The following is a 21821-nucleotide window of genomic DNA, read 5'->3' as shown; positions in this document are numbered from 1 at the left end:
GCATGTACCACTCTGAGTTGAAATCCCAATTACTAAATGTAGTTTGGGTTTGCATCTCTACCGTTGTTTTGCCATCACCTTGTCCTGTATCCGATTTACCGGTTGTTTGACTGTCGTAGTAGCTGTTGGTTACTGTTCCATTATAATTGTAAGCAACCAAGCCAGCAGATCCACCATCTCCAACATTCACACTTCCTGTGGCGTAGCTGTTCGTTATTGTTCCTGGAGAATTTTGAGAATAATTCCCGCCAGCCAAGCCGCCGCTTCTCCAACCATTCACATCTCCTGTAGCGTAGCTGTTGCTGATTGTCCCTAAATTGACACCAACCAAGCCGCCAACAACTGACCATTGAAGTCCACTCACACTTGCTGTGGAGTAGCTGTTGCTGATTGTCCCCTTATTAAGACCAACTAAGCCGCCTGCTGCATCGGATTGTACACTCACACTTCCTCCGGCGTAGCTGTTGCTGATTGTTGCACCCTCAATACTCCAACCAACCAAGCCGCCTACGTAGCTATAACCTAGTACATTGATACCTTCAAGCATGATATTCGTAATCACACTATTCGAATCCACTACTCCGAATAGTCCTATATAGCTACTAGAGGGTTTATTAATCGTGAGCCCCGTTATTTTGAAACCATTGCCGTCCATGCTTCCTTGAAACCTTGCAGAATCATCCCCTATCGGCAACCAGTTGTTACCGTCGTATCCGCTCAGATCAATATTGGCTGTCAGCTTGAAATAATTGCCCGCTCCTAAATGATTCCTGACCTCATTGAGCTGATCCGCGGTTGCAATCTGATAAGGATCACCTTGTATACCTGATCCTCCAGCGAAACCCGCAGCATACGCTTTTCCGCCCCCAGGCATCAACAACCCCGAAATTCCACCCAGCACCATTACCATCGTCAAGAAGACGATCGTTAATCTGTTACCCAATCTACGCATTCTACTTCCTCCTCAACTATCTTTCTACTCCTAACTAAGCCAAGTCTATAACACGCCACTGACAGCAAAATGACAAACTTCAGCATGTTTCGGAAAGCACTCTTTGCACGGTTCGATGAAGTCTGCCCTGCTCAACGGGCTTCACGATGTAGTCATAGGCATTCACTTCGAATGCATCCGGGGCATATTCTTTGTAGGAGGTAACAAACACTAGCTTCATCCATCTACCGCTCCCTATCAATCGCTTGGCGAACTCAAGACCATTTTCTTTCGGCATCCTAATATCTAGAAATATCAAGTCCACCTCATGATTCATCAAATACGAGAATGCAGTCGCGGTCTCCTGGAAGCTTCCCACAATTTCGATCTGATCCACCTTAGCGAGCATTCGTCTCATGATTAAATGCATGGCCTTTTCGTCATCAATAATAACAACCTTCAAACTACACCCCTCCCTTACTCGCTGCAAGAACCAGTTTAACTCCCCCCAATGACAGCAAAATGATAGAAACTTCCCCCACTCTCGCAAATGCAAAATAGCCCCCACTTTGTAACGAAGTGAGGACTACCTAATCTTATAGTATGTTATTCATCCAGCTTCGACATCAGATGGTTATACAGGGCCGTTACTTCATGTGATGGGCTTATTCCAAGCTCATTATATAGGGTCTCCGAGAATTCGATATATTGGCGGTTCAAAGCTTCTTTGTTCTTCTGTAAAGCCAAGGCCTTCATATGCAGCTTCATCGTTCCTTCTTCCAGCTCATTATGGGCGATTAACCTCATTAAGAGTCGGATTGCGGTTTGCGTATCCCCTCTGATTAATAAAGCGTCGCACAACCGCTGGGTAAGGGATGTATACATCAACGATAGTCGCTCGACCTCGCTCCGCGCCCAAGGGAATGCTCGATCCCCGAATAAATCTCCTGCATATAGCWGCTCCAGCTCTAACGCCTGTTCGATATTGGTATCATCCACAACAGTCATCTGCTTACAGCCTTCTTCAAATTTAAGGATATCGACACTTAGTTGGTTATGATCTAACGCGTAATAGTTACTGTCGGAATGTATGCTCCCCTTAAGTCCATACTGGTCCAATAATTTACGCAGCTGATAAACAGTCGTGTTCAGATAAGTTTCGCCGTTCTTTAGAGGCATCTCGCCAAACATATCTTCGATGATTCTCGCTCTGGATACAAGTCTTCCTTTATGTATTAACAAATAGCCGAAAAGCTCCGCACTTTTGCTAGTCTTCCACTTGACTAACCCGTTCTCGGCATCTCGGATCTCCATACCGCCCAAACAATGAAACATGACTCGCATAGAGGAACTATCCTGTTCCACCGATCCTTTGTCTGAAGACATTTCGGAAAGCGCCCTTTGGACAGTATGAAGAAGCCTTTCTTGATTAATGGGCTTTACTATGTAATCAAAGGCATACACATCAAAGGCAGGCAGTGCATATTGTTTATGGGAAGTCACGAACACAATTTTCATTTGTCTGCCGTTCTCTCTTAACCGCGCGGCAAACTCAAGGCCGCTTTCCTTCGGCATATTAATATCCATAAAGATCAAATCCACATCTTGGTTCGCTAGAAACGAATACGCCGTCGGCGTTTCCAGGAAGCTGCCCACAATCTCGACCTCATCCACCTTGCCGAGCATTCGCTTCATAATGATATGCATGCCCTTCTCGTCATCGATAAGTACAACCTTCACATGCTTTCCCTCCTTCCCGCATTTCGCATGTCGTTCACATGCGAAATGCGGGCTCTATCCTGATGRTCAGTTTGAGCGGAAGCAATAGGAGGCGTGGGGAGGGAGAAATAGAAGGTGCTTCCTTGCGCTAGGGCGCTGTCAAACCATATCTCTCCCCCATTCAAGCGAACAAATTCTCTGCATAGGGTAAGTCCCAGCCCGACACCTCGTTCTCCGGCTGTTCCGGGCGTCGAGACCGGATAGGCTTCGTGCAATAAAGATTCAGCTTGACCCGCCGGAATGCCTGATCCTGTATCGCTTACAGAGACAATGATTTGCCCATCTGTATCATCCGCCTTTAACCGAATACTTCCCCCATTTTCTGTGAATTTAATCGCATTAGAGAGTAGATTGCGGATAATCAAATCTAGCATTTCTTTATCTGCGAATACATATAGGTTATCCGGTATGTCCGATATGATTTTAATATTTTTACTCATACTTCGAACCTGCATTAATCGCACATTCGTCTGAACCGTGCGGGCCAAATCCCTTATCACCGGGTTAAACACCATGCCGCCCCTCTGACTCTGAAACCATTCCAGCAAGCTTTCTACTAGTGTGAACGTATTCTGAATTTGATGCCCCATTTCATGGACGATTTCATCATGGCTCTCGCCACAAGACTGCATCTCCTCTTCCATCAGCTCCATCAGGTTGATGAGTACGGCAAGCGGATCGCGAATATCATGGGCAACCACGTTAAACATCTTGTCTTTGAATGTATTCAGCTCTGCCAGCTGACTTGATTTATACAGCAGTGCTTCCTCGTTGCGAACTGTATCCGTTACATCACTTAACAAAAGCATTTTACCCACGGGTTTTTGATTGTTGTCATGGATAAGCGATACGTGAACATTATAGAATTTGGCATCCGCTTGTCCCGTAATTTGCACTTTCTGCTCCGAGGATGGCTCTTGCTTCATAAGCCTCTCCAACAGCTTGGGATACAAGGAGAAGATATGTTCAGCTGGCTGTCCAACGACATGATTACGATTTAAACTTTCAATTGCCTGACTTGCTGACTGATTAAAGCTGGCAATAGAATGATCCAAATCCAGTACAATGACCGCATCCTGCATCGATTCAAACACCTTTTGCATTGCAAATGGAGCCAGCCTCAACATATTAAATTGATAAATCCCCCACATATAAAATACACCTGAGAAAACAAATCCAAATGGAGTAAAATCGATAGGGATGAGGGTAACCCCGCTTAAATAGAGAAGCGTACCGCCATAGGGTCCACAGGAGCCTATCATCATTAAAGCCGTTTGCTTTTTCATTCGAGGCGTCGCTTTTCGATACATTTGGATCAAGAAACCCATACCCACTATAAACAGGGAATACGCATACGTCACATGCACCCAATACAAGGGCCCTTTAATCAAGGAAGCCAGCGGAAAGCTCTCCGAACTATCGAGCGTCATACTCTTATAAAATAAATGATGCCATTCATTCGTATAATGAGCCACAAGCGTAGTGATGGGAATGACCAGCAGCAACGCAACAACCCATTTGTGTACCCACGCTTGACGGCCCGTATATTGCAATACCATAATCATCCATAGCATCGAGCCAAAGGGAATGCCAATATATTCTACGCGAAGCCAGACACGCATATAGGCCAAGGTGGGGCTAACAATCTCAAAAGCATAACCGAAGGTGTAGAATGCGCCTGCCAACATACCCAAGCCGTAGCTGATGGCAATCGGAAGCTCTCTTCTTTTCCAAGAGAGGATGGCCATACTTAAGGTGCCGCAGGTAGCAACTATGAGTAGAGCGGATAAATACAGGTTGTAGTTCATAGCTAGTTAGCCCCTGATCGAATTTGTCATCATTGTCATCCTGACTAGTCTTGCTTGGAATTCGCTAGCGAATGATTATACTTGTACGTCTTCGGGGTGACACCGAACGCTTGCTTGAATTTCTTGATCAAATATGTGGTGCTGTTGTACCCGACCTGCTCGGCGATCTGTTCCAGTGTCATAGACGTCCCTAGGATCAGTTGGGCGGTCCTCTCCATACGCAGCTTGGTCACATAGTCGACGAAGTTCGTCCCGGTCTCTTCCTTGAACAGTTGGCTCACATAGCTGGAATTAAGCTGGACTTGATCCGCCACCGCATTCAAGCTAAGATCACGATCCAAGTGCTGCACAATATACACCTTCACCCGCTCCACATTTTCCGCTGATCGATTGGAGCTGCGGCCATGCATGAAAGAGAACGTGAGGCTCACTACCTGAGTGAGCCAATCCTGAAACTCTACTATATTGCCGATTTCTTCGAAACGCCGGACCCAATCTTCGGACAATATGTCTTCGGACTTCATATGCGCACCCTTCACGTAGGCATGATAGACAGCAACGAAGCTCCGCCATTGGTTGTGGCATTGCTCTACAGAGTATACCCCCGACTGCAGTTCCTTCACGATCTCGCGAATAGCCTCAATCGCCGCCTGCTCGTCCCGATTCTTCAAGGCATCCTCGAATCGATCCGAGAACTGCTCCGGGAATGCTCCCGTATACAGCCCCTTATCCCGAAAGGCAGCATCCGGTAACCAGTTCAGCTCGGGATGAAAATAACTGAACTTCATGTAGCGCTGCGCCTCTTTGTAGGAATTGCGCAAGTGCATGGGCTCTTCCGTCCAACTGCCCGCTGCTGTGATCGGTTCCAGCAAGAAGTGCTGCGACGCATACGCACACAACTGATCAATCGCCTGGTGGATAGCAGCATCGTCCTTACTCTGCGCGTTAACGATAACGGATATGCCCGTATCCGACGACGAGATGGCGAGGCATCTTATGCCGTCATTGTCCAACGATTCCAATTCGCGAATCAGATTATAAATAATAATCTGCTTATTCTCCATCTGCAGCGCATCGAATCGCCGTTCATCGAATTGAATCAACAACGCGCTAAAGTAAGGCCCACTCATGTCCAGCTGCAAAAACTCCAGCTTCTCCGTCCAATCCTCCCGCGTGCCATTCGTCCGATAGAGCAGATCAGAAACCAAATGATGCTTGATTACCGGGCGATTCTCCTCCACTGTCGTCTCCAGCTCTGTCATCTTGACGGACAAGGAGCGAATAGCTTGATTGATCAAGGTGTATTCATTCAACGTCTTGCTCACAGGTTGCTGTAGAGTAGGATCGAATGTTTGACGCAGCGATTGCAGAAGTGCTTTCAACGGGTGGTAGAGGTTCATTGTGAACAGATTGGCAAGCGCCAGCCCTACAACTGTAGCTATCAGACAGATGATAATAAGCGTGCGTTGAATCGCCGACGATTTCTGGTAAAACTGCTCTACCGATGTAATCTTAATCAGCTTCCAGCCGGTAGTCGACAAGGTCGTATAGGAAACGAGTGAGCGAACCCCACCTACGTCCGTTATTACGTTGTCCATCCCTGTGTTGGAACTTATGATCCGATGCACCGTTGCCGAATCGATGGAAGCCGGGATGTCCAACGCTTTGTTATCCGCTGAGATGACCGCCCCCTGTTGATCGATAATTAGCAGTTGCCCCCGGTCGGTCGATCCATTGGAACGTATGATGCTGTTCAGCGCGCTTTCTTTCATATTCACGGCAATATAGCCTTGCGATCGCTCCGCGGTGACGGTGAATGGGTACGCTCTAACATATGTAAACAGTAGCGGCCCTCCTGTATTCGCCCCCAGGTTCTGAGCTACCGTTCGGGTTCCAATCCATAATGCCCCGGAGCGGGATTGCTCCATCTGCCGAATCCAGTCGATGTTCACGACGATCTTATCAGGCGAATCCTTCAAGTACGTAATCCCTTGTTGAGAAGACAGGATGATCTGATTGCCCTTGTAGTAGACGGATACCGATTCCAACAAGTCGGGGTATAGACGAATGGCATTGGATAAGCTGCGCTGCGCATCGATAATCTTGGCATAATTGCCCTCCATCGGATTATCGAACAGGAACGACAGATCCTGATTCATCGCGAGATCGACATACACCTTCTCGGCTTTTTGCAATATATTGCTGTCCATCATTTCACTCGTATGGTCCAGCATGTCCGCATGTATTTTCTCGATCTCTTCGTTGAAGTTGGATGTGAAGTATACGTAGGAAGTCGTTCCTACTATTAATGTCGTCAATACAATCAGCAAGGTGAAGGATAAAAACAATTTATATGGGACCGTCCTAAAGCGATTCAACAGCTTCATCTTGTGCCCTCCAGTAAAGTAAGCGTTTTCTTGTTGTCATATAGAATTGATCTACCCTATCTGATCAATTCCGTGAAAGAAGCAAGATTAAGATTCGTGCGTTACTTCGCGCTCTGCCAACGGAAAGGCGTCGTACCGAAGAAGAGGTCCGGATTCGCCTGCACATTGTGCAGCCAGAACGTGAAGTGCAAGTGGGGTCCCGTTGAGAAGCCGGTCGTACCGACTAGGCCGATAATGTCGCCTTTCTTCACCCGGTCCCCGGTCTTCACCTTCAACTCCAGCATGTGTGCGTACTGCGAGAATAATCCCATGCCATGATCCAAATAGATCGCATTCCCAGTCAGGTAGAGCGTCTCCGCCAACACGACGATGCCGTCGTTGGTGGCCTTGATGGGAGTGCCTTGCTTCGCAGCTAGGTCAATAGCCAGATGCGAGCTATCGTACTTATTGTTCACATAGCGCGTATATCCGTATGGTGTTGTCAGAATCCCTTCCACCGGCTGGATGAAGTCCGACGTGAACAGGAACTCCGGTGCAGACTTGCTCCGCGCCAAGTCGATCTTCTTCTGGTCGGCCAGAATGCGCTGGGTATCCTGCTTCATGGCCTCCATTTCCTGAGTCACTTGCAAGTATTGGGTCTCGAACTTCTTGGCCTTCACGGTCAGCTCTTGATCACCAATCTTATAAGTCCCTGCCTTGACGGATAACGACATCGGGAGATAGGTGAAGTAGCCGGCTGCGAATGGCTGCAGCTTGTAGGTCGCCCCCTGCCACGCCACTTCGCCTGGCCCGTCATGACGAACGAGTACTGCGTCTCCAGGTGATGTCGTCTCTGGGAACAGCCTCCACCCGGATTTCAACACGGTCTTGGCAGTCTGTACCCCATCGTACAAGAACGCCTCACTCTGAATAAACTGACGTCGATTCTTCTCGTCCTGCGACGCCTTCTGCACCTCAGGCGTGACTTCCTTGTTCCAGGTCTTGCCCCCGTCTGCGGTCACCAGCAGGGGAACCGGTGTTGCCGATTGATTATCCACAAGCGCCCAGCCGATTCGTTCCGTCACGAACTGAGACTGCTTGATCTTATACTCCTGGGAAGCCCATGTTAAGCTCGCTATTGTCGGTTGGGTAGGAGCAGCCCATAGTTCTGCCCACTCATCTGTAGTTGCAACCATCGGGGCTGGAGCCGTGGGCGTACCGCTGCCGCTGCCCGTCGGTGTCCAGTGAAGGCCGCCGTCCGTTGTGATCTCGGTGTGAGTGCCTTTGACACCATCCACTTCCACCGTGTCTTCATAGCGAATCCAGCCGTTATCCAGATCCGTCATGCGGAATTCGACCGCTGCCTTCGGGATCGGAGCTGATAGCGCCATCTTGCCAGTCCCAACAGATGGCGCTTGTGCGGAACGGACGGAATAGCCGGCTGTACCTGCCACAACCACCAATACCACGCCTGCCATCAGTAGGATAGACTGCATCGTACGGCTGACTTTGTTGCTACTGCGATTTCGATTTCCTTCACGCTTGCTTCGGTTAGTACCTCTAGACATAATTCGTTGCTCCCTTTCCTCGCTACCCATACGTTCATCCCGTTGCTTGTTCTATGCTTCCATAGTACGACACACTTGGGCGTTCCGACAACCCGGTCTATGGATCGTAATTCCAACATCTTGCAACGTTGGATGACACGCTACATAATAGAAGCATCAGACCTGAAGGGTGGAGGTAGCGACCATGAGCACATTCCTTGGATGTATGAATAGTCTTAAGCCCACGGTCAACTTCGCGAGCCGTGCCGAAGCACCGGCACAAGCCCTTTGGGGTCCGAGGATTATACCGGACTGCCAGCTATTCTATGTGATCTCCGGGGAAGTTGAGCTCCAGCTAGGTCCCACTACATACCGTCTGCGCAGCGGAGACTATGGATTCTACGGCGCTGACAGCCCGCATCAGCTCCTCATCTTGAGTCCAACCCAATATTTCAGTCTGCATTTCCATATGGACCATGATTCTCCGGTGCCGGTTCACCCGGCCTATTCGATTCAAGCCTGCACGGAGCAGGATTTGGACACAGAGCCCCGTTCTTATGTTTTGGAACTGCAAGACCAAAGTCAACTTGTGATCCCCCATCACTTTACTATACCCGGACTCGAATCGATTCATATGCGTCTGGTTCACGAATACCAGAACGAACAGCCTGGCCATGCCTGGCTTTTGCGAGCCTTGATGATCGAGCTGCTGACCGCTATTGTGCGGCATCTGCTGAAGATTCAGCCGGTATCGCATGAGCTTGCCAAGATCGAACCCGCGCTTGAGGCGATTGAGAAGCATCCAGAGATCAATTGGACGGTCTCTCAACTGGCCGGCTTATGCGGCTACCATTCAGTCTACTTCGCTTCGCTGTTCGGCAAGGTGACCGGCACTAATCCGAAGCAATACTTGATCGCAGAACGTATCCGCAAAGCCAAGTATGACTTGCTGACGAGCGAGAAGATGGAGACGATCGCCGAGCGGTTGGGGTATTCGAGCATTCATTACTTCTCCCGTAACTTCAAGGAACAGACCGGTTTGACACCTACGCAATTCAAGCTGCAGAACTAGGTGAACGGGCGCTTGGCCAGCTGCCATACACAAAGAGCCGTCTACAAGGTCATAAATAGACCTCGCAGACGGCTCTTTCGACTTCTCAGACTTGGCTTCGATTATAAGCGTACAGTGCCTCGCTCATACACAACAGGGAAATGCTCGCCTGTTAGAATCTCGCCCGGCTGCACGCTGACATACGGCAGCATCGGATGATGGGCCGACGGCTCGTAGCGGACATGCCCCGGCATGTAGTGAACCGCGATTGCGCGCCGCTTCATTGCCGAGCGATTGTGCGGGCTTCCGTGCCAAGTGAGGCTATGATGATAGCCGACTTGGCCTTTCTTAATCTCGAACGGTACGGCCTCGACTTTAACTCCTTCTGGAAGCTGAGATGGGTCTCTATGATAAGGCATGAATTGCGCGTCACTCGCCATGTACTTCTGATGATTGCCCCACTTGTGACTACCCGGTACCATCCACATACAGCCGTTCTCGATGACAGCATCGTCCAAGGCGATCCAGGCGCTGACAAGATCAGCTGGTTGGATGACCGGCCAAGCCGGATGATCCTGATGCCATCCTGTCGGCCCTCCTGTAATCGGGGGCTTGTATTGGATTTGGTCGTGCCAGATGCGAACCGTGTCGGTGTCGCACAATTGAGCAATTTCCTCACATACTCTAGCGTTCTTGGCATGTTGGAAATAAGCGTCGCTAGCCATCCAGATGTTGACGATCTGAACGACTTTCTCGTTCTTCTTCATTTCCATACCCGTACCCGACTCTTCGTAGTCTCCCAGCAGGTTACGGTTCAGAACAGGCTTCTTGACCGACTTGCCCTCCATGACGAGATCCAGTTCCTCACGAAGTACTTCCACCTCAGCGTCGCTTAACACGACATCCCCCTTTAAATACCCGTTCATGTGAAACTCGTCCAAATGGGCTTGTGTTAACATGTTCATTCCCCCTTCAGGTAATTGCGTTCGTTCATGATGTAATCATAAGGGAGAATGGCGCTCACGTATTTGAAGGAAACCAACAGGGATTTGCACTTTCGCAAGATGTCGTGAATGGGCCCACTAACCCTTATGGTTGCGTGGAATCGTTCCTTCCTATCGACTCCAGATGCTGCACGAGCACCTTGGTAATTCGTTCTTTATCTAGCCGTTGCGGCTCTAACATAGCATGAAGAGCCAAGCCATCGACTAGGGCATACAGCTTCTCCGCTTCGATATCTTTGTTCAATGCCGAATTCAGCAGACGATGGTGGTCCATGTAGTCGATCATCCTGCACATCCCCACATACATCCCGTCATGTTGAGGGTCGAACCGGTCCTTCCGATGCCTCGCGTAGACGGTGAATGCAAACCAAACCTCCATCTCGGCCCTCGTCTCCTCCGTGCATGGCACGAGTTCTAGCAGCATGGCCAACACTTTCTGCTTAGGCGGCAGTTCTTGTACGGCGATCTCGTTGATTCGGGCCAAGGCGTTATCCTTTACAAGGTTCATCGCATAATCCAGCAATTCATCCTGAGTCGTGAAAAAATGGCGCAACGATCCCAGAGACAGCCCGGCTTCCTCGGCAATATTGCGGACAGTCGCCCCTTCCATACCACGCTCCAGAATGACCTTCCATGTCGCTTCCGCTATTCGTTTTTTCCTCTGATCGTGATCCACTCGTTTAGGCATAGCCGTATTTTATCAAGAAAACGATTCCAACGCAATTATAATAATACAGTTGTATCACCAAAATAAACATGCTACGATTAGTAAAACTTAATGCAGCTCGAAAAGGAGGACTGAGGCGTGAACTTGGTGGCATGGATGATCGTTGCTTGTGAACTTGCATTCTGGATCGTGATTGGTACAGGCTTGACGGCCCGATATGTGTTCAAGCTCCGTAGACTGGGGCTCGTTCTGCTTATGCTAACCCCGGTTGTGGACCTGATCTTATTCGTTACGACTAGTGTGGATTTATGGCGAGGGGCTACTGCAACGACGGCGCACGCGATTGCTGCAGTCTACATCGGCGTCTCTCTAGCCTTTGGCAAAGGTATGATCCAGTGGGCAGATGAGCGATTCCAATATTACGTGACCAAGCAAGGTTCCAAACCGGTTAGACGGGTTGGACTTGATCATGCCAAGCATTATGCGAAAGGATGGGTCAAACATCTTGTGGCTTATTTGATCGGCGCAGGGTTACTGGCGGGTACGATCTATCTGATTCAGGATGCTTCCAGGACAGAGTCTATGAACGGAGTCATCCAGCTCTGGTCGGTCGTGTTGGGCATCGATCTGGTCATTACGATCAGTTACTTCGTGTTTCCCAGGAAAGTTTCTGGCAAGTGAAGAGTGAATATCAAACCTGTGTTTAATTTTCTCCGTAATCATGTATAATTGTTATAACAGTTGAACATTAATGCTAATAGGAGAATACAATGAGCAGGGTGATAAATATGGAACGCAAAGTGTCAAAATTCGGAAATAGCCTTGGAATTACTATGACTGAGGCTTTAAAACAGGTTGGCCTAGATGTAGGAGATACCGTTCGTGTTGATGTACATGAAAGTGAAGGAGAAATCGTAATTAAAAAGATTCAAAAAGTATCTTTGCCGCCGGGAATCAGTGTCGACTTTTTGGATACACTTGCGGAAGTAATGAGTGAGTATGATGAAACGTTGAAGGGATTAAAGGATAGATAATGAAACCGATCCGTTTTCTCTCTGTACCAGAGGTGGTCGCAATTAACTTAGCTGTAATTCAGAAATACAGCCCTCGAGAACAAATCGGAGTCAAGAGCCAAAGCCTACTAGAATCAGCAGTGTTTCGTCCACAAACTACTGTTCTTGGTGACGATGCTTACCCAACACTATTCGAAAAAGCCGCGGCCCTGTTTGAATCCTTAGGGCAAAATCACGCATTTCATAATGCGAATAAGCGAACCGCCTTTACTGCACTTATTGTTTTTCTGAATTATAATGGCTTGAGCTTTAGAATGGAGCATAAGCAAGCCGAGGATCTTACCGTTGATATGGTTGAGCATAAGATCAGCTTTGAAGAACTAGTAGGAATAATCAGATTACATTCACAGCAGAAGTAAAATGAACTCTCCGAGGACCGAAGAGTTCATTAGTATGCAGTCGGCTATCTTTTCTTACGGCTCAGATTGCTCGTTTCCCATATCAGCAAAGACCCGTAATCATCATCCGGCACTGCGTAAAGCCTTATTTCCCTACCTGCGCTCGCAACGAACACTGGATTGCGGGTGATCACATTAGGCTTGGAATTAGTACCTGCAGGATTGGGCATACCGGCTATCCCGCTCAACAACATGGTCCCCTCACCTACATAATGACCATCTTGATAATCTACGAAGTGACTCGAATTGTCCTTTTCGCGTAGAACCATCGAAATCAATACCTCCTGGGTGATAGATTCCTTCTTCACCCAACAGCACATCCTTCACAAGCTCCCCATGCTTGTCGAACACAAACAAGTGGCCGAATCCCTTCCCTTCTGTACGGTCATAACCGTGTTCGGGCTGATCATACAGCACAGGATATTCGACTAGTTCAACCGAGGAAATATAGTAGAGGTCCCCGATCCGAACCATTCCTTGGGGGTGTTGGCTGTTAAATTGCAGATCAATCTTATTGATTTGCTCCCATTTCGTGTCACGACTAAGAGCTTGGAACTGACCGATCAGCTCCCGGTTGTCTATATGTCCTCGTCCTTCCACAGTCATCACCTTATTCCGCGAGATGATATCCTATTTCTCAGACCATACTATCATAATTAAACCTCTTACTGTTTAACAAATTGCTTAGCTACCTGCATGGATAGGGCTAGCCACCCAATCGGCTATAAAAAGCTGGTCTGGTTCCGATGACCACAGTGGCGTCCAGTTCTTCGGAACTGACCGCCTGCGGAGTCAGCCCGTTGCGAGCCAAGATCTCGGCGGTCTGCGGCGCCTGCCGCTCACTAGTCTCGATCAGCAGGTGACCGCCGGGTACCAGCCAGTTTGGCGCCGCAGCTGCCACCCGTCGCTGGACGTCAAGCCCATCTGTGCCCCCGTCGAGCGCCACCCGTGCCTCATGTAAGCGGGCCTCCGGGGGTAGCAGCCTGATCGCCTCGGTGGGCACATAGGGTGCGTTAGCGATCAGGACGTCGACGCGGCCCTGCAGCGTAGCGGGCAGCGGCTCGTAGAGATCACCTTCGTATACGTGACCACCGACAGCAGTAACGTTGCGACGGGCACACCGCACTGCAGCGGGGTCGATGTCGACGGAGTACAGCTCGATCCGTTCCAGATCAGAAGCCAGCGCGACGCCCAAAGCGCCCGAACCGCAACACAGGTCCACCACTACGGCTCTTGGCCGGGCGAGGGTGATAGCCTGGCGGACAAGAAACTCGGTACGATAGCGAGGGACGAAGACTCCCGGGTCCACCGCTATCCGCAGACCGCAGAACTCCGCCCAGCCGATGACGTGCTCGAGAGGCACACCAGCGACTCGCCGGTCCACCATGCGCGCGAGGTCGGCCGGCGTCCCTGCCGCGGATATGAGCAGCCCGGTCTCCTCTTCGGCGAAAACACAACCGGCGGCTCGAAGCGTGGTGACGATGGCTGAACAACTGGTATCTCCATGAAAGTCATCACCATTCACGAATCCATATTCCCCCTCATTTCGGAACGATTATTTATCATCACTGTGGGTTACTACTACGTCTCCATATAAGAAGTTAAAATTGATATACATCATTTTATCCCCGTCGTAGTTTGCTGGACAGATACAAATTCGTTATAAGGAACTATCTTATCCGTTAACGCAACAGGCCACCGTTCAAAATCGGTGGCCTGTTGTAATTAAATTGTCTCGTCCTTAATCACTTGCTTCTAGAATTAATGTTGCTCTGTTCGAATCCATACCAGTTATGACTTATAATGCCTCCAACAATCTGATCGAGTCGCGATTGCACCACTCGGGAGCATTCGCGAATTGCAAGGCGTAATCTAGCGCGGTTACGTTCTCGAAAACCTGACCGGCTCTCTCCGCCCAACCACTGTCTGGATGACGGATTGTCGCTCGGATTGAGGGGTCGGCGCCACGGTCAAGAAGGAATTGCGTCCGCTTGTCCGACGGAGAACCACAGGCGAGTACAGCATGGAATAACGGCGTGTGCCCCTCCGAGCTGCCTCGGTTCGCGGAACGGTCCGCCCGAGCATTCACGTCGGCTCCGCATTCCAGCAACCACTGGGCAATCTCAATTTCATCGTATTCCATAGCCAAGTGCAGCAGGGTCGTACCTTCAATCGGTGCGAGCACCGATGCTTCATTGAAGCCCTTGTCGGGGGAATACAAGTCCTGCGCCTGCAATCGGCGATGAATCAGGTCCGGGCTTTCGCGATAATAGTGCTCCAAGTAATCCAGCCGGCCTTGGTGGAAAGCGGTAATGGGCGTCTCTTCCCATTCACAACCGGCGTCCTTTAATACCTGAAGGCAAGCGTGTTTTCTCTGGGGTTGCCTCATGTAACCGCCGAGTAGGAAGCCAAAAGGGGAATGCACCTTGCCTTCAGAAGTCAAGTATTTCACATTGGGGTCCGCTCCCAAATCGAGGATCAATCGCAGTCCGTCCGGGTTGAGCGCCTCGCACGTGGCCAAGATGACGGGTCCGTAGTGGGTTGCATGGTCTGAATAGAGGCCGTTTGGATGAGCCCCTTGCTTCACGAGAAATTCCGCGACGGCACGGTTGGCTTTCATACATGCTCTCGAAAGAGCTTGTTGCACATCTTTCGCACCGAGCTGTACCAGTAGTTCGACCAGCTCCAAATGGTCGCATTGAGCAGAGTAGCTCAGCGGTCCTCCGTTGTCCGCGTATGGCACAGGTATATGCAATAACGCTGGTTGCCTACCAATGATCGTCTTCACCGTGTGAAAGTCACCACCTCGAACCGCTTCCATCAGCTCCATCTTCACGGCTTCCTCTAGCATGCGTTCGTTATTTTGCATTATTGCATCTCCTTACGGACAGTTCTTCTTATTTTAATCATATTTGCGACTTCTTCAGAGTTCAAGGTTGAATTGTTTATTTTCATATCATCCAGTCCGAATCGGAGAGGCTACAGTCAATTTACCGGAATAGGCCCAAAATTGGATCAGCGCAAACAACCGACCCTCAATGGATCGGTTCTCGTTTTTGCGGGTTTATTTGAGTATAGCTAATTTTTCCGGTCCATGATTCGCGCGTGCGATCCGAGTCGCCTCCACCATGTTGCGCAAGGAAGCAATCGTTTCTTCGAAGCCGCGAGTTTTCAAGCCGCAATCCGGATTGATCCAGAATAACTTGGGATCCAGGACACGCAAGGCTCGTTCGATCATACTCGTCATTTCCTCTACGCTCGGGATACGCGGACTATGAATATCGTATACGCCCAGACCGATGCCCAGCTCGTAGGTGTTCAGCTCGAAGCTATGAATTAGCTCGCCATGACTGCGAGACGTCTCGATCGAGATCACATCAGCATCCATCGCGGAGATCGAATCAATCATATCGTGGAACTCGCAATAACACATATGCGTGTGAATTTGCGTTGTATCTTGCACCGTGCAAGTAGCCATGCGGAATGCTTGGACCGCCCACTCCAAGTAACTGGCTTGCTCTTCTTCCCTGAGCGGCAGCCCTTCGCGGACCGCAGGCTCGTCGACTTGGATCATGCCGATGCCCGCTTGTTCTAGCGCCTCCACTTCTTGTCTAAGCGCGTAGGCCAGCTGATATGCGATTTGTTCACGCGGGATGTCTTCACGGACGAACGACCAATTCATGATCGTAATCGGTCCGGTCAGCATCCCTTTCACAGGGCGTTCGGTCCGCGTCTGGGCATACCTGGTTTCTTCCACCGTCATCTCCCCCGTGAACGCCACATCCCCATAAATAACCGGTGGTTTCACACAGCGAGAACCATACGATTGTACCCATCCGTTCTGTGTAAACGCGAAGCCAGCCAGCTTCTCACCGAAGAACTCAACCATGTCTGTCCGCTCGAATTCGCCGTGTACGAGAACATCCAGGCCGACATCCTCCTGCAGCTTGATCCAGATATCAATTTGCTCGCGGATAAAGTTGGCATACTGGTCATCGCTCCATTCCCCTTTGCGCCACAGTTGACGAGACTTACGCACCTCTGCAGATTGGGGGAAGCTACCGATTGTCGTCGTTGGAAAAATCGGCAATTGCCACTTTTGTTGCTGAGCCGTATGGCGCTCAGCAAAGGGCCGATTCCGTTCTAGCTTCTGATGGCTAACAGCAGCTACAGCCTGCTGAATGTCATGGCGATTGCGCTCACTTGAAAGCTTCAGTGCCTCATGAGCAAGATCGTTGTCAGCAAGTTCACCTGAGAGTTCAGCCCCAGCTTGGGTGAAGGCTCGCGCTAGGAAGACAAGCTCATCCAGCTTCTCGTCAGCGAAGGCTAGAGCACCCTTCAGCTCCGGCACGAGCTTCTTCTCCTGACCTACCGATACCGGAACATGAAGCAAGCTGCATGACGTTTGGACGATGATACGCTCAGGCTTTACATACTCACTAAGCTCATCCAGAAGCGCCAGTCTACCGCGTAGCGGCGCCTTCCAGATGCCGCGGCCGTCTATGATGCCTGCACCTAGAACCTTGTCTGCCGGAAACCCTAGCGCTTCGATCGACGACATATTACCGGAGAACCCATGCACGAAATCAAGGCCTATTCCTTGAACAGGCAGCGCCACAACGTCGCTGTAGTGCTCCACCGATTCAAAGTAAGTTTGCAGCATAATGTTTATATTAGGCACGGCTGCGGCAAACGTCTCATAGATGGTCTTCAGTCGTTCCACGTCCGCCCCACTTAACTTCGTGACAAGAATAGGTTCGTCCATCTGTACCCATTCAACACCTTCTGCCGACAACTCTTGAAGAATCTGTACGTACAGCGGCAGCAATCGGTCCAGCCAAACATCGGTCTCCGATGGAGCATATCCTTTCGCCAGCTTGAGGAAGGTCAGCGGTCCGACGATAACCGGTCTGCCTTCAATCCCGAGCTTCTCCTTGGCCTCCCGGTAAGCTTCCAGAGGTCTATTCACCGTGAGCACCGGTTGTGCCCCATCTAATTCCGGTACAATGTAGTGATAGTTGGTGTTGAACCATTTGGTCATTTCGCTTGCCGTAGCATCCTTCGTCCCCCGAGCCATACCATAATAGACCGATAACGGTACGACGCCACCCTCATAGGAAAAGCGCTTCGGAACAAGTCCGAACATCGTTGCTGTATCCAAGATGTGATCGTAATAGCTGAAATCATGGACCGGAATGAAGTCGATGCCCTTCTCCTGCAGCTTACGCAAATGATTCAAACGGATGTCCTGCAGTTGAAGGTGAAACTCCGATTCGCCGATCTTCCCGGCCCAGAACGCCTCGAGCGCTTTTTTCCATTCCCTGTCCATACCTATACGCGGATAACCCAACACACTGCTTTTCACCATTTTGTAAACACCTCTACGTCAAATTTTCGCAACTTGCGGTTGTTTACAAAAAGGTTATCACGGATTGTTGGTTATAGCGTAAATCGAATAAACTATAGCTAGATATAGCCTGCGGATATAGCTAGGTTACTTGGATAAAATCTGCTCGAGCGCTTGGATGTAGGCAAGTCCGAGCTTGGAAAGCGATATATTCCGATGGGAGATCCACCCGACGTTAATGACTTCCTCATAATCAAGTGGGACTGGAATGATTTCATTGCCATTCAGATCCGCGCTCAGCACGCCTGTCGAAATGGTATACCCGTTCAACCCGATCAGCAAATTAAACAGGGTCGCGCGGTCATTCACACGAATACTTTTCCGATGGGACATTGTACTGAGAATCTCTTCCGAGAAATGAAAGGAATTGTACTCCCCTTGATCGAAGGAAAGATACGGATACTGCTGGAGCTGCTCTATGGATACGATGGATTGCTTGGCCAACGGGTTCCTAATGCTGATGAAAATATGCGGTCTCGCCGTAAATAAGCTGGTAAATTGCAGGTTTGCCGCTTTCAGCAGCTTGTTGATGATTTTCCCATTGAAGTCATTCCGATATAGAATCCCAATCTCGCTGCGTAAGCTTTTGACATCTTCGATGATTTCGTAGGTTTTGGTCTCGCGCAACGCAAACTCGTACTCCTCCTGGCCATACTCCTGCACCAGATTCACAAAGGCATTCACCGCGAAGGCATAATGCTGTGTGGAAACCGAGAAATGCTGGGGGGACGGCTTGGCGTTGAGGTAGCGACTCTCCAACAATTCAGCCTGCTCGACTACTTGTCTCGCGTAGCTTAGAAATTCAACCCCCTCTTTCGAGAGTGAGATTCCTTTGTTGGACCTTTCGAATATCGCTATCTGCATCTCTTCTTCCAGTTCCCTTATTGCATTGGACAGACTAGGCTGAGAAATAAACAATCGCCTGGCCGCTTCATTGATAGACCCTTGATTCGCAACCTCTATCACATACTTTAATTGTTGTAGAGTCAATGGAATCCTCCTTCCGACCGTTCTCTTTAGTATAGAGCAGATCGGTAACTAGCGGATTAAGAATCGTGCTGAGCGGGCTACGTTTGAGTTGCTTATGATTATATTAAGGTGATTTCATCACTCTAAACTTTCGAACCTGCCCTGAATTGGATAATCGCCTAACGGCGTCCTTTGACGCCGTGCGTTTACAGAGACGATGAACAATCAGCGAAGTTAATCATTCTGAATCGTTAAGAAAAGCCTCGATCGGTGATCGCGGCTTTCCCCATTTGAACCATATGCTAGTCATGTATATCGAAACAACCCGGAAACATGTTCGTCGAGATCGCAATCCGATTCCAGCAATTAATTGTATTAATGGCTACAACCAACTCCATGTATTGCTTTTCGCTGAAATGCTCCCTCACTCGGTTGTACAGCGAATCGGGTACCCCGTTCTCCGAGATGCGGGTTATCGCCTCCGTCAGCTCCAGCACTGCCTTCTCCTGAGCAGTGAAGCAAGGGCTCTCCTTCCAAACGCTTATCAGCGCAAGCCTCTGGTCGTTGTCTCCCATCTTGCGAAACGCACTTGTGTGCATATCGATGCAATACGAGCAGCCGTTGATTTGGGAAGCCCGAATCTTAATAATTTCGTATAACTCGGCCTCCAATTCACTGTGGCTGATCCATTGCTCGAACTTCAGCATCAGCTGATAAACCTCCGGGTTCACTTGACGGTGATTGAATCTTAGCTCCATGTTGCACATGCCCCTTCCATTCTTAGATGCGTCTTGATTAACGCTCATGTACTAGACAACTAATGAGGTAAGTCTGTGACAAATTGACCACTGAAATTTATCTAATGACTCGAGTCAGTTTGTCCGGGTTCATGACCATATATATTTCCCGAATATTCCCTGCCGCATCCCAGGCTACATGCAGTATCTTCCGTACGATGCCATCGATAATCAAGACTACCCCCGGCTCGCCGCCGAGATCCACTTGCCTCCATTCTCCGGACATCACACCCTTGGCCGTAATTCCTTCGAAGAAAGCAGCGATTCTCGCGGAACCGGCGATCGGATTAATTGCAGCCCGCACTTTGCCGCCGCCATCCGTCAGCAGGATTGCGTCCTCTCGGATGAATTCCAGCAGCTCGCCGAATCGTCCCGTCTCCGTGGCCCGCTTGAACAAACGCACCCATACCTTCGCATGATCGCGGTTCGCCGGAAGCTGGCTCGGCTCGTCCGGGCCGAGCTTCGACTTGGCGCGACTGACCAGCTTGCGGCAATTCGCTTCCGTCTTCTCCATGGCCTCGGCCACTTCGGTATAGCTCAATCCAAACACGTCGCGCAACAGGAAAGCCGCACGTTCATCAGGCGTTAGCCGCTCCAGCAGTACCAGCAAAGCATAGGACATATCCTCTGCCTGCAGCACCTGCTTCTCCGGATCATCCTGAGCAAGCCCCGCTACTGGTTCCGGCAGCCACGGTCCCACATACATCTCGCGCTTGCGTCTCGACGATTTCAATACATTCAGGGCACGATTCGTTACACTTCGGAGCAAGTACGCTCGCATGTGCTGGATCGAGGACCATTCTGTCTCTGCCAGAGTAAGAAATAGATCCTGTACGATGTCTTCCGCCTCAGCCATTGATCCCGTCATCCGGTAAGCGACGGAGAGAAGCAAGGTACGATATTCTCGGTATATGGCATCAATTGTTAGTTTCATATTGGCATCCGAACCTTTCGATAGTGATTGGTAATCGGCACGCGAATGCGTTACAGCATCGCCCAAATCATATCATTGATTCGTAATATTTTCACTTTCACAAGGGTCGTGCGTATTTTTTGGTACGAGGTGATAACAATGGCCTTAACTTATTTTGAACATACTGAGTTTACCGACCATACCGATGAGATCGTTGATCGAATCATTCAGGATGACAAGTACAGCATGCTGCTATTCAAAGTGCTGACCTTGTCTATGCGTAACAGCGACGCACTATCTAGAGATTGGAACGAAACTATTTTTGAGAACCGAGTGGAATTCAGGAACCAGCTGGTTCATTTACTTCATCATGCTGCGAATGAAGCGTATTCGGTCAGCAAATTAAATCCCGTACAAGTTGCACATGCACAACCTGACCCTCCACCAATTGAATTAAAGGGATATACAACCAAACATTTAGCCAAGTTTTTTGGGGTTTCCCAGACTACAATTAATAAGTGGGTTCAGCAAAAACGTTTCGGTGGCATCTCGCGTTCCTATGAAAGGGAGAATCTATACTTCTCACCAGACACTACCTTCACTTCTCCTAATGGGAAACAATACCAGATTAGCGAAGTTGCAGCGATGTATGAAACTGGACGTTCCGAGAATACTCATGATAAGAGTGAACGGCAAGTGGCTGAGGAACAAAATGAGTACTATATGAAGAAATATAACGGTTTGTATGAGGAGACTCTTGGGGGAAGAGCTGGACAGTGGACACCGGAAGAAGAAATGGACGCACATACTTGGACCTTTTATCTGGAGAAATTGAATATCCCTAGGAATTCCGAGTAGCCAGTTCGCGACCCCGACCAACCACCGTATGTGAGAAGGAAAACGATTATTTTTTGTGATGACTCTTATATGCTCATTTCCGAATCTGTAGACCGTGATGGAGAAATTGAACGTTACTACTACCATTGGCTTGACCCTAAGCATACACCCATTCAGAAGTTCCATGCACATTTCCATCGGCCCGGCACACCTAGGTTCATCACCAAATTTGATCCATTCCATATCCATTAAACAAAGAAGCCTCCTAACCCCG

General features: G+C 49.4%; 21 protein-coding genes. 6 read left to right on the top strand and 15 right to left on the bottom strand.

Annotated elements, in window-relative coordinates:
- The 6 genes from AC1DWB_RS14855 to AC1DWB_RS14830 form a co-directional block, all read right to left on the bottom strand.
- Positions 1–952 (bottom strand): GLUG motif-containing protein (locus tag AC1DWB_RS14855; RefSeq protein WP_477541851.1); only part of this gene is annotated, 952 nt, incomplete at its 3' end.
- A 79-nt stretch (positions 953–1031) separates the two neighbouring features.
- The gene (locus AC1DWB_RS14850) at positions 1032–1394 is read right to left on the bottom strand and encodes a LytR/AlgR family response regulator transcription factor (protein WP_477541850.1); all 363 of its coding nucleotides are present in this window, start codon (positions 1392–1394) and stop codon (positions 1032–1034) included.
- A gap of 143 nt (positions 1395–1537) precedes the next feature.
- The gene (locus AC1DWB_RS14845) at positions 1538–2671 is read right to left on the bottom strand and encodes a response regulator (RefSeq protein WP_477541849.1); all 1134 of its coding nucleotides are present in this window, start codon (positions 2669–2671) and stop codon (positions 1538–1540) included.
- The gene (locus tag AC1DWB_RS14840) at positions 2668–4518 is read right to left on the bottom strand and encodes a sensor histidine kinase (protein WP_477541848.1); all 1851 of its coding nucleotides are present in this window, start codon (positions 4516–4518) and stop codon (positions 2668–2670) included. The genes AC1DWB_RS14845 and AC1DWB_RS14840 overlap by 4 nt, the downstream gene beginning before the upstream one ends.
- Before the next feature lie 44 nt (positions 4519–4562).
- Positions 4563–6905: a helix-turn-helix domain-containing protein gene (locus tag AC1DWB_RS14835; protein ID WP_477541847.1), complete on the bottom strand. Its 2343-nt coding sequence runs from the start codon at positions 6903–6905 to the stop codon at positions 4563–4565.
- A 101-nt stretch (positions 6906–7006) separates the two neighbouring features.
- On the bottom strand, positions 7007–8452 hold the full coding sequence (locus AC1DWB_RS14830; RefSeq protein WP_477541846.1) for a peptidoglycan DD-metalloendopeptidase family protein: 1446 nt from the start codon (positions 8450–8452) through the stop codon (positions 7007–7009).
- Positions 8453–8636: 184 nt separating this feature from the next.
- Between AC1DWB_RS14830 and AC1DWB_RS14825 the strand changes: the two genes are divergently transcribed.
- Positions 8637–9503, top strand: coding sequence for a helix-turn-helix transcriptional regulator (locus tag AC1DWB_RS14825; protein ID WP_477541845.1), 867 nt, complete (start codon positions 8637–8639; stop codon positions 9501–9503).
- A 101-nt stretch (positions 9504–9604) separates the two neighbouring features.
- Here AC1DWB_RS14825 and AC1DWB_RS14820 read toward each other — a convergent pair whose 3' ends face one another.
- Together AC1DWB_RS14820 and AC1DWB_RS14815 are read right to left on the bottom strand one after the other, a co-directional pair.
- Positions 9605–10441, bottom strand: coding sequence for a phytanoyl-CoA dioxygenase family protein (locus AC1DWB_RS14820; RefSeq protein ID WP_477541844.1), 837 nt, complete (start codon positions 10439–10441; stop codon positions 9605–9607).
- Between the two features lie 130 nt (positions 10442–10571).
- A complete protein-coding gene (locus AC1DWB_RS14815) occupies positions 10572–11174 on the bottom strand; it encodes a TetR/AcrR family transcriptional regulator (protein ID WP_477541843.1) in 603 nt (200 codons plus the stop codon).
- A 117-nt stretch (positions 11175–11291) separates the two neighbouring features.
- Between AC1DWB_RS14815 and AC1DWB_RS14810 the strand changes: the two genes are divergently transcribed.
- The 3 genes from AC1DWB_RS14810 (at position 11292) to AC1DWB_RS14800 (ending at position 12585) form a co-directional block, all read left to right on the top strand.
- Positions 11292–11834, top strand: a complete 543-nt coding sequence (locus AC1DWB_RS14810) for a hypothetical protein (protein WP_477541842.1) — start codon at positions 11292–11294, stop codon at positions 11832–11834.
- 107 nt (positions 11835–11941) lie between these two features.
- A complete protein-coding gene (locus AC1DWB_RS14805) occupies positions 11942–12187 on the top strand; it encodes an AbrB/MazE/SpoVT family DNA-binding domain-containing protein (protein ID WP_477541841.1) in 246 nt (81 codons plus the stop codon).
- A complete protein-coding gene (locus tag AC1DWB_RS14800) occupies positions 12187–12585 on the top strand; it encodes a type II toxin-antitoxin system death-on-curing family toxin (protein WP_477541840.1) in 399 nt (132 codons plus the stop codon). Before AC1DWB_RS14805 ends, AC1DWB_RS14800 begins: the two co-directional genes overlap by 1 nt.
- A gap of 240 nt (positions 12586–12825) precedes the next feature.
- On the opposite strand, the gene AC1DWB_RS14795 is transcribed toward AC1DWB_RS14800, so the two are convergent.
- The 7 genes from AC1DWB_RS14795 to AC1DWB_RS14765 form a co-directional block, all read right to left on the bottom strand.
- Positions 12826–13224 (bottom strand): DUF6454 family protein, encoded by a 399-nt coding sequence (locus AC1DWB_RS14795; RefSeq protein WP_477541839.1) that lies wholly within the window; start codon positions 13222–13224, stop codon positions 12826–12828.
- Positions 13225–13330: 106 nt separating this feature from the next.
- A complete protein-coding gene (locus AC1DWB_RS14790) occupies positions 13331–14149 on the bottom strand; it encodes a putative protein N(5)-glutamine methyltransferase (RefSeq protein WP_477541838.1) in 819 nt (272 codons plus the stop codon).
- A gap of 273 nt (positions 14150–14422) precedes the next feature.
- Positions 14423–15493: an ankyrin repeat domain-containing protein gene (locus AC1DWB_RS14785; RefSeq protein ID WP_477541837.1), complete on the bottom strand. Its 1071-nt coding sequence runs from the start codon at positions 15491–15493 to the stop codon at positions 14423–14425.
- A 195-nt stretch (positions 15494–15688) separates the two neighbouring features.
- Entirely contained in the window at positions 15689–17992 is a 2304-nt protein-coding gene (gene metE, locus AC1DWB_RS14780) for a 5-methyltetrahydropteroyltriglutamate--homocysteine S-methyltransferase (protein ID WP_477541836.1), read from the bottom strand.
- Between the two features lie 126 nt (positions 17993–18118).
- Positions 18119–19021: a LysR family transcriptional regulator gene (locus AC1DWB_RS14775; protein WP_477541835.1), complete on the bottom strand. Its 903-nt coding sequence runs from the start codon at positions 19019–19021 to the stop codon at positions 18119–18121.
- A 281-nt stretch (positions 19022–19302) separates the two neighbouring features.
- On the bottom strand, positions 19303–19758 hold the full coding sequence (locus AC1DWB_RS14770) for a carboxymuconolactone decarboxylase family protein (RefSeq protein ID WP_477541834.1): 456 nt from the start codon (positions 19756–19758) through the stop codon (positions 19303–19305).
- Between the two features lie 97 nt (positions 19759–19855).
- Positions 19856–20731, bottom strand: coding sequence for an RNA polymerase sigma-70 factor (locus AC1DWB_RS14765; RefSeq protein ID WP_477541833.1), 876 nt, complete (start codon positions 20729–20731; stop codon positions 19856–19858).
- Between the two features lie 138 nt (positions 20732–20869).
- Between AC1DWB_RS14765 and AC1DWB_RS14760 the strand changes: the two genes are divergently transcribed.
- Positions 20870–21568, top strand: a complete 699-nt coding sequence (locus AC1DWB_RS14760) for a hypothetical protein (protein ID WP_477541832.1) — start codon at positions 20870–20872, stop codon at positions 21566–21568.
- 30 nt (positions 21569–21598) lie between these two features.
- A complete protein-coding gene (locus AC1DWB_RS14755) occupies positions 21599–21799 on the top strand; it encodes a hypothetical protein (protein WP_477541831.1) in 201 nt (66 codons plus the stop codon).
- Positions 21800–21821 lie beyond the last annotated feature (22 nt).

The organism is Paenibacillus sp. P4_E11 (assembly GCF_056401635.1).
The sequence above is the reverse complement of the archived record's forward strand: the minus strand, read 5'-3'. Positions and strand labels throughout refer to the sequence as shown.

Bases quoted from the DNA above. Each gene is read 5' to 3' on its own strand.
- AC1DWB_RS14800 (WP_477541840.1), top strand. From the start codon at position 12,187: ATGAAACCGATCCGTTTTCTCTCTGTACCAGAGGTGGTCGCAATTAAC.
- AC1DWB_RS14785 (WP_477541837.1), bottom strand. From the start codon at position 15,493: ATGCAAAATAACGAACGCATGCTAGAGGAAGCCGTGAAGATGGAGCTG.
- AC1DWB_RS14765 (WP_477541833.1), bottom strand. From the start codon at position 20,731: ATGAAACTAACAATTGATGCCATATACCGAGAATATCGTACCTTGCTT.
- AC1DWB_RS14760 (WP_477541832.1), top strand. From the start codon at position 20,870: ATGGCCTTAACTTATTTTGAACATACTGAGTTTACCGACCATACCGAT.
- AC1DWB_RS14825 (WP_477541845.1), top strand. From the start codon at position 8,637: ATGAGCACATTCCTTGGATGTATGAATAGTCTTAAGCCCACGGTCAAC.
- metE (WP_477541836.1), bottom strand. From the start codon at position 17,992: ATGGTGAAAAGCAGTGTGTTGGGTTATCCGCGTATAGGTATGGACAGG.
- AC1DWB_RS14835 (WP_477541847.1), bottom strand. From the start codon at position 6,905: ATGAAGCTGTTGAATCGCTTTAGGACGGTCCCATATAAATTGTTTTTA.
- AC1DWB_RS14805 (WP_477541841.1), top strand. From the start codon at position 11,942: ATGGAACGCAAAGTGTCAAAATTCGGAAATAGCCTTGGAATTACTATG.
- AC1DWB_RS14770 (WP_477541834.1), bottom strand. From the start codon at position 19,758: ATGGAGCTAAGATTCAATCACCGTCAAGTGAACCCGGAGGTTTATCAG.
- AC1DWB_RS14815 (WP_477541843.1), bottom strand. From the start codon at position 11,174: ATGCCTAAACGAGTGGATCACGATCAGAGGAAAAAACGAATAGCGGAA.
- AC1DWB_RS14820 (WP_477541844.1), bottom strand. From the start codon at position 10,441: ATGTTAACACAAGCCCATTTGGACGAGTTTCACATGAACGGGTATTTA.
- AC1DWB_RS14830 (WP_477541846.1), bottom strand. From the start codon at position 8,452: ATGTCTAGAGGTACTAACCGAAGCAAGCGTGAAGGAAATCGAAATCGC.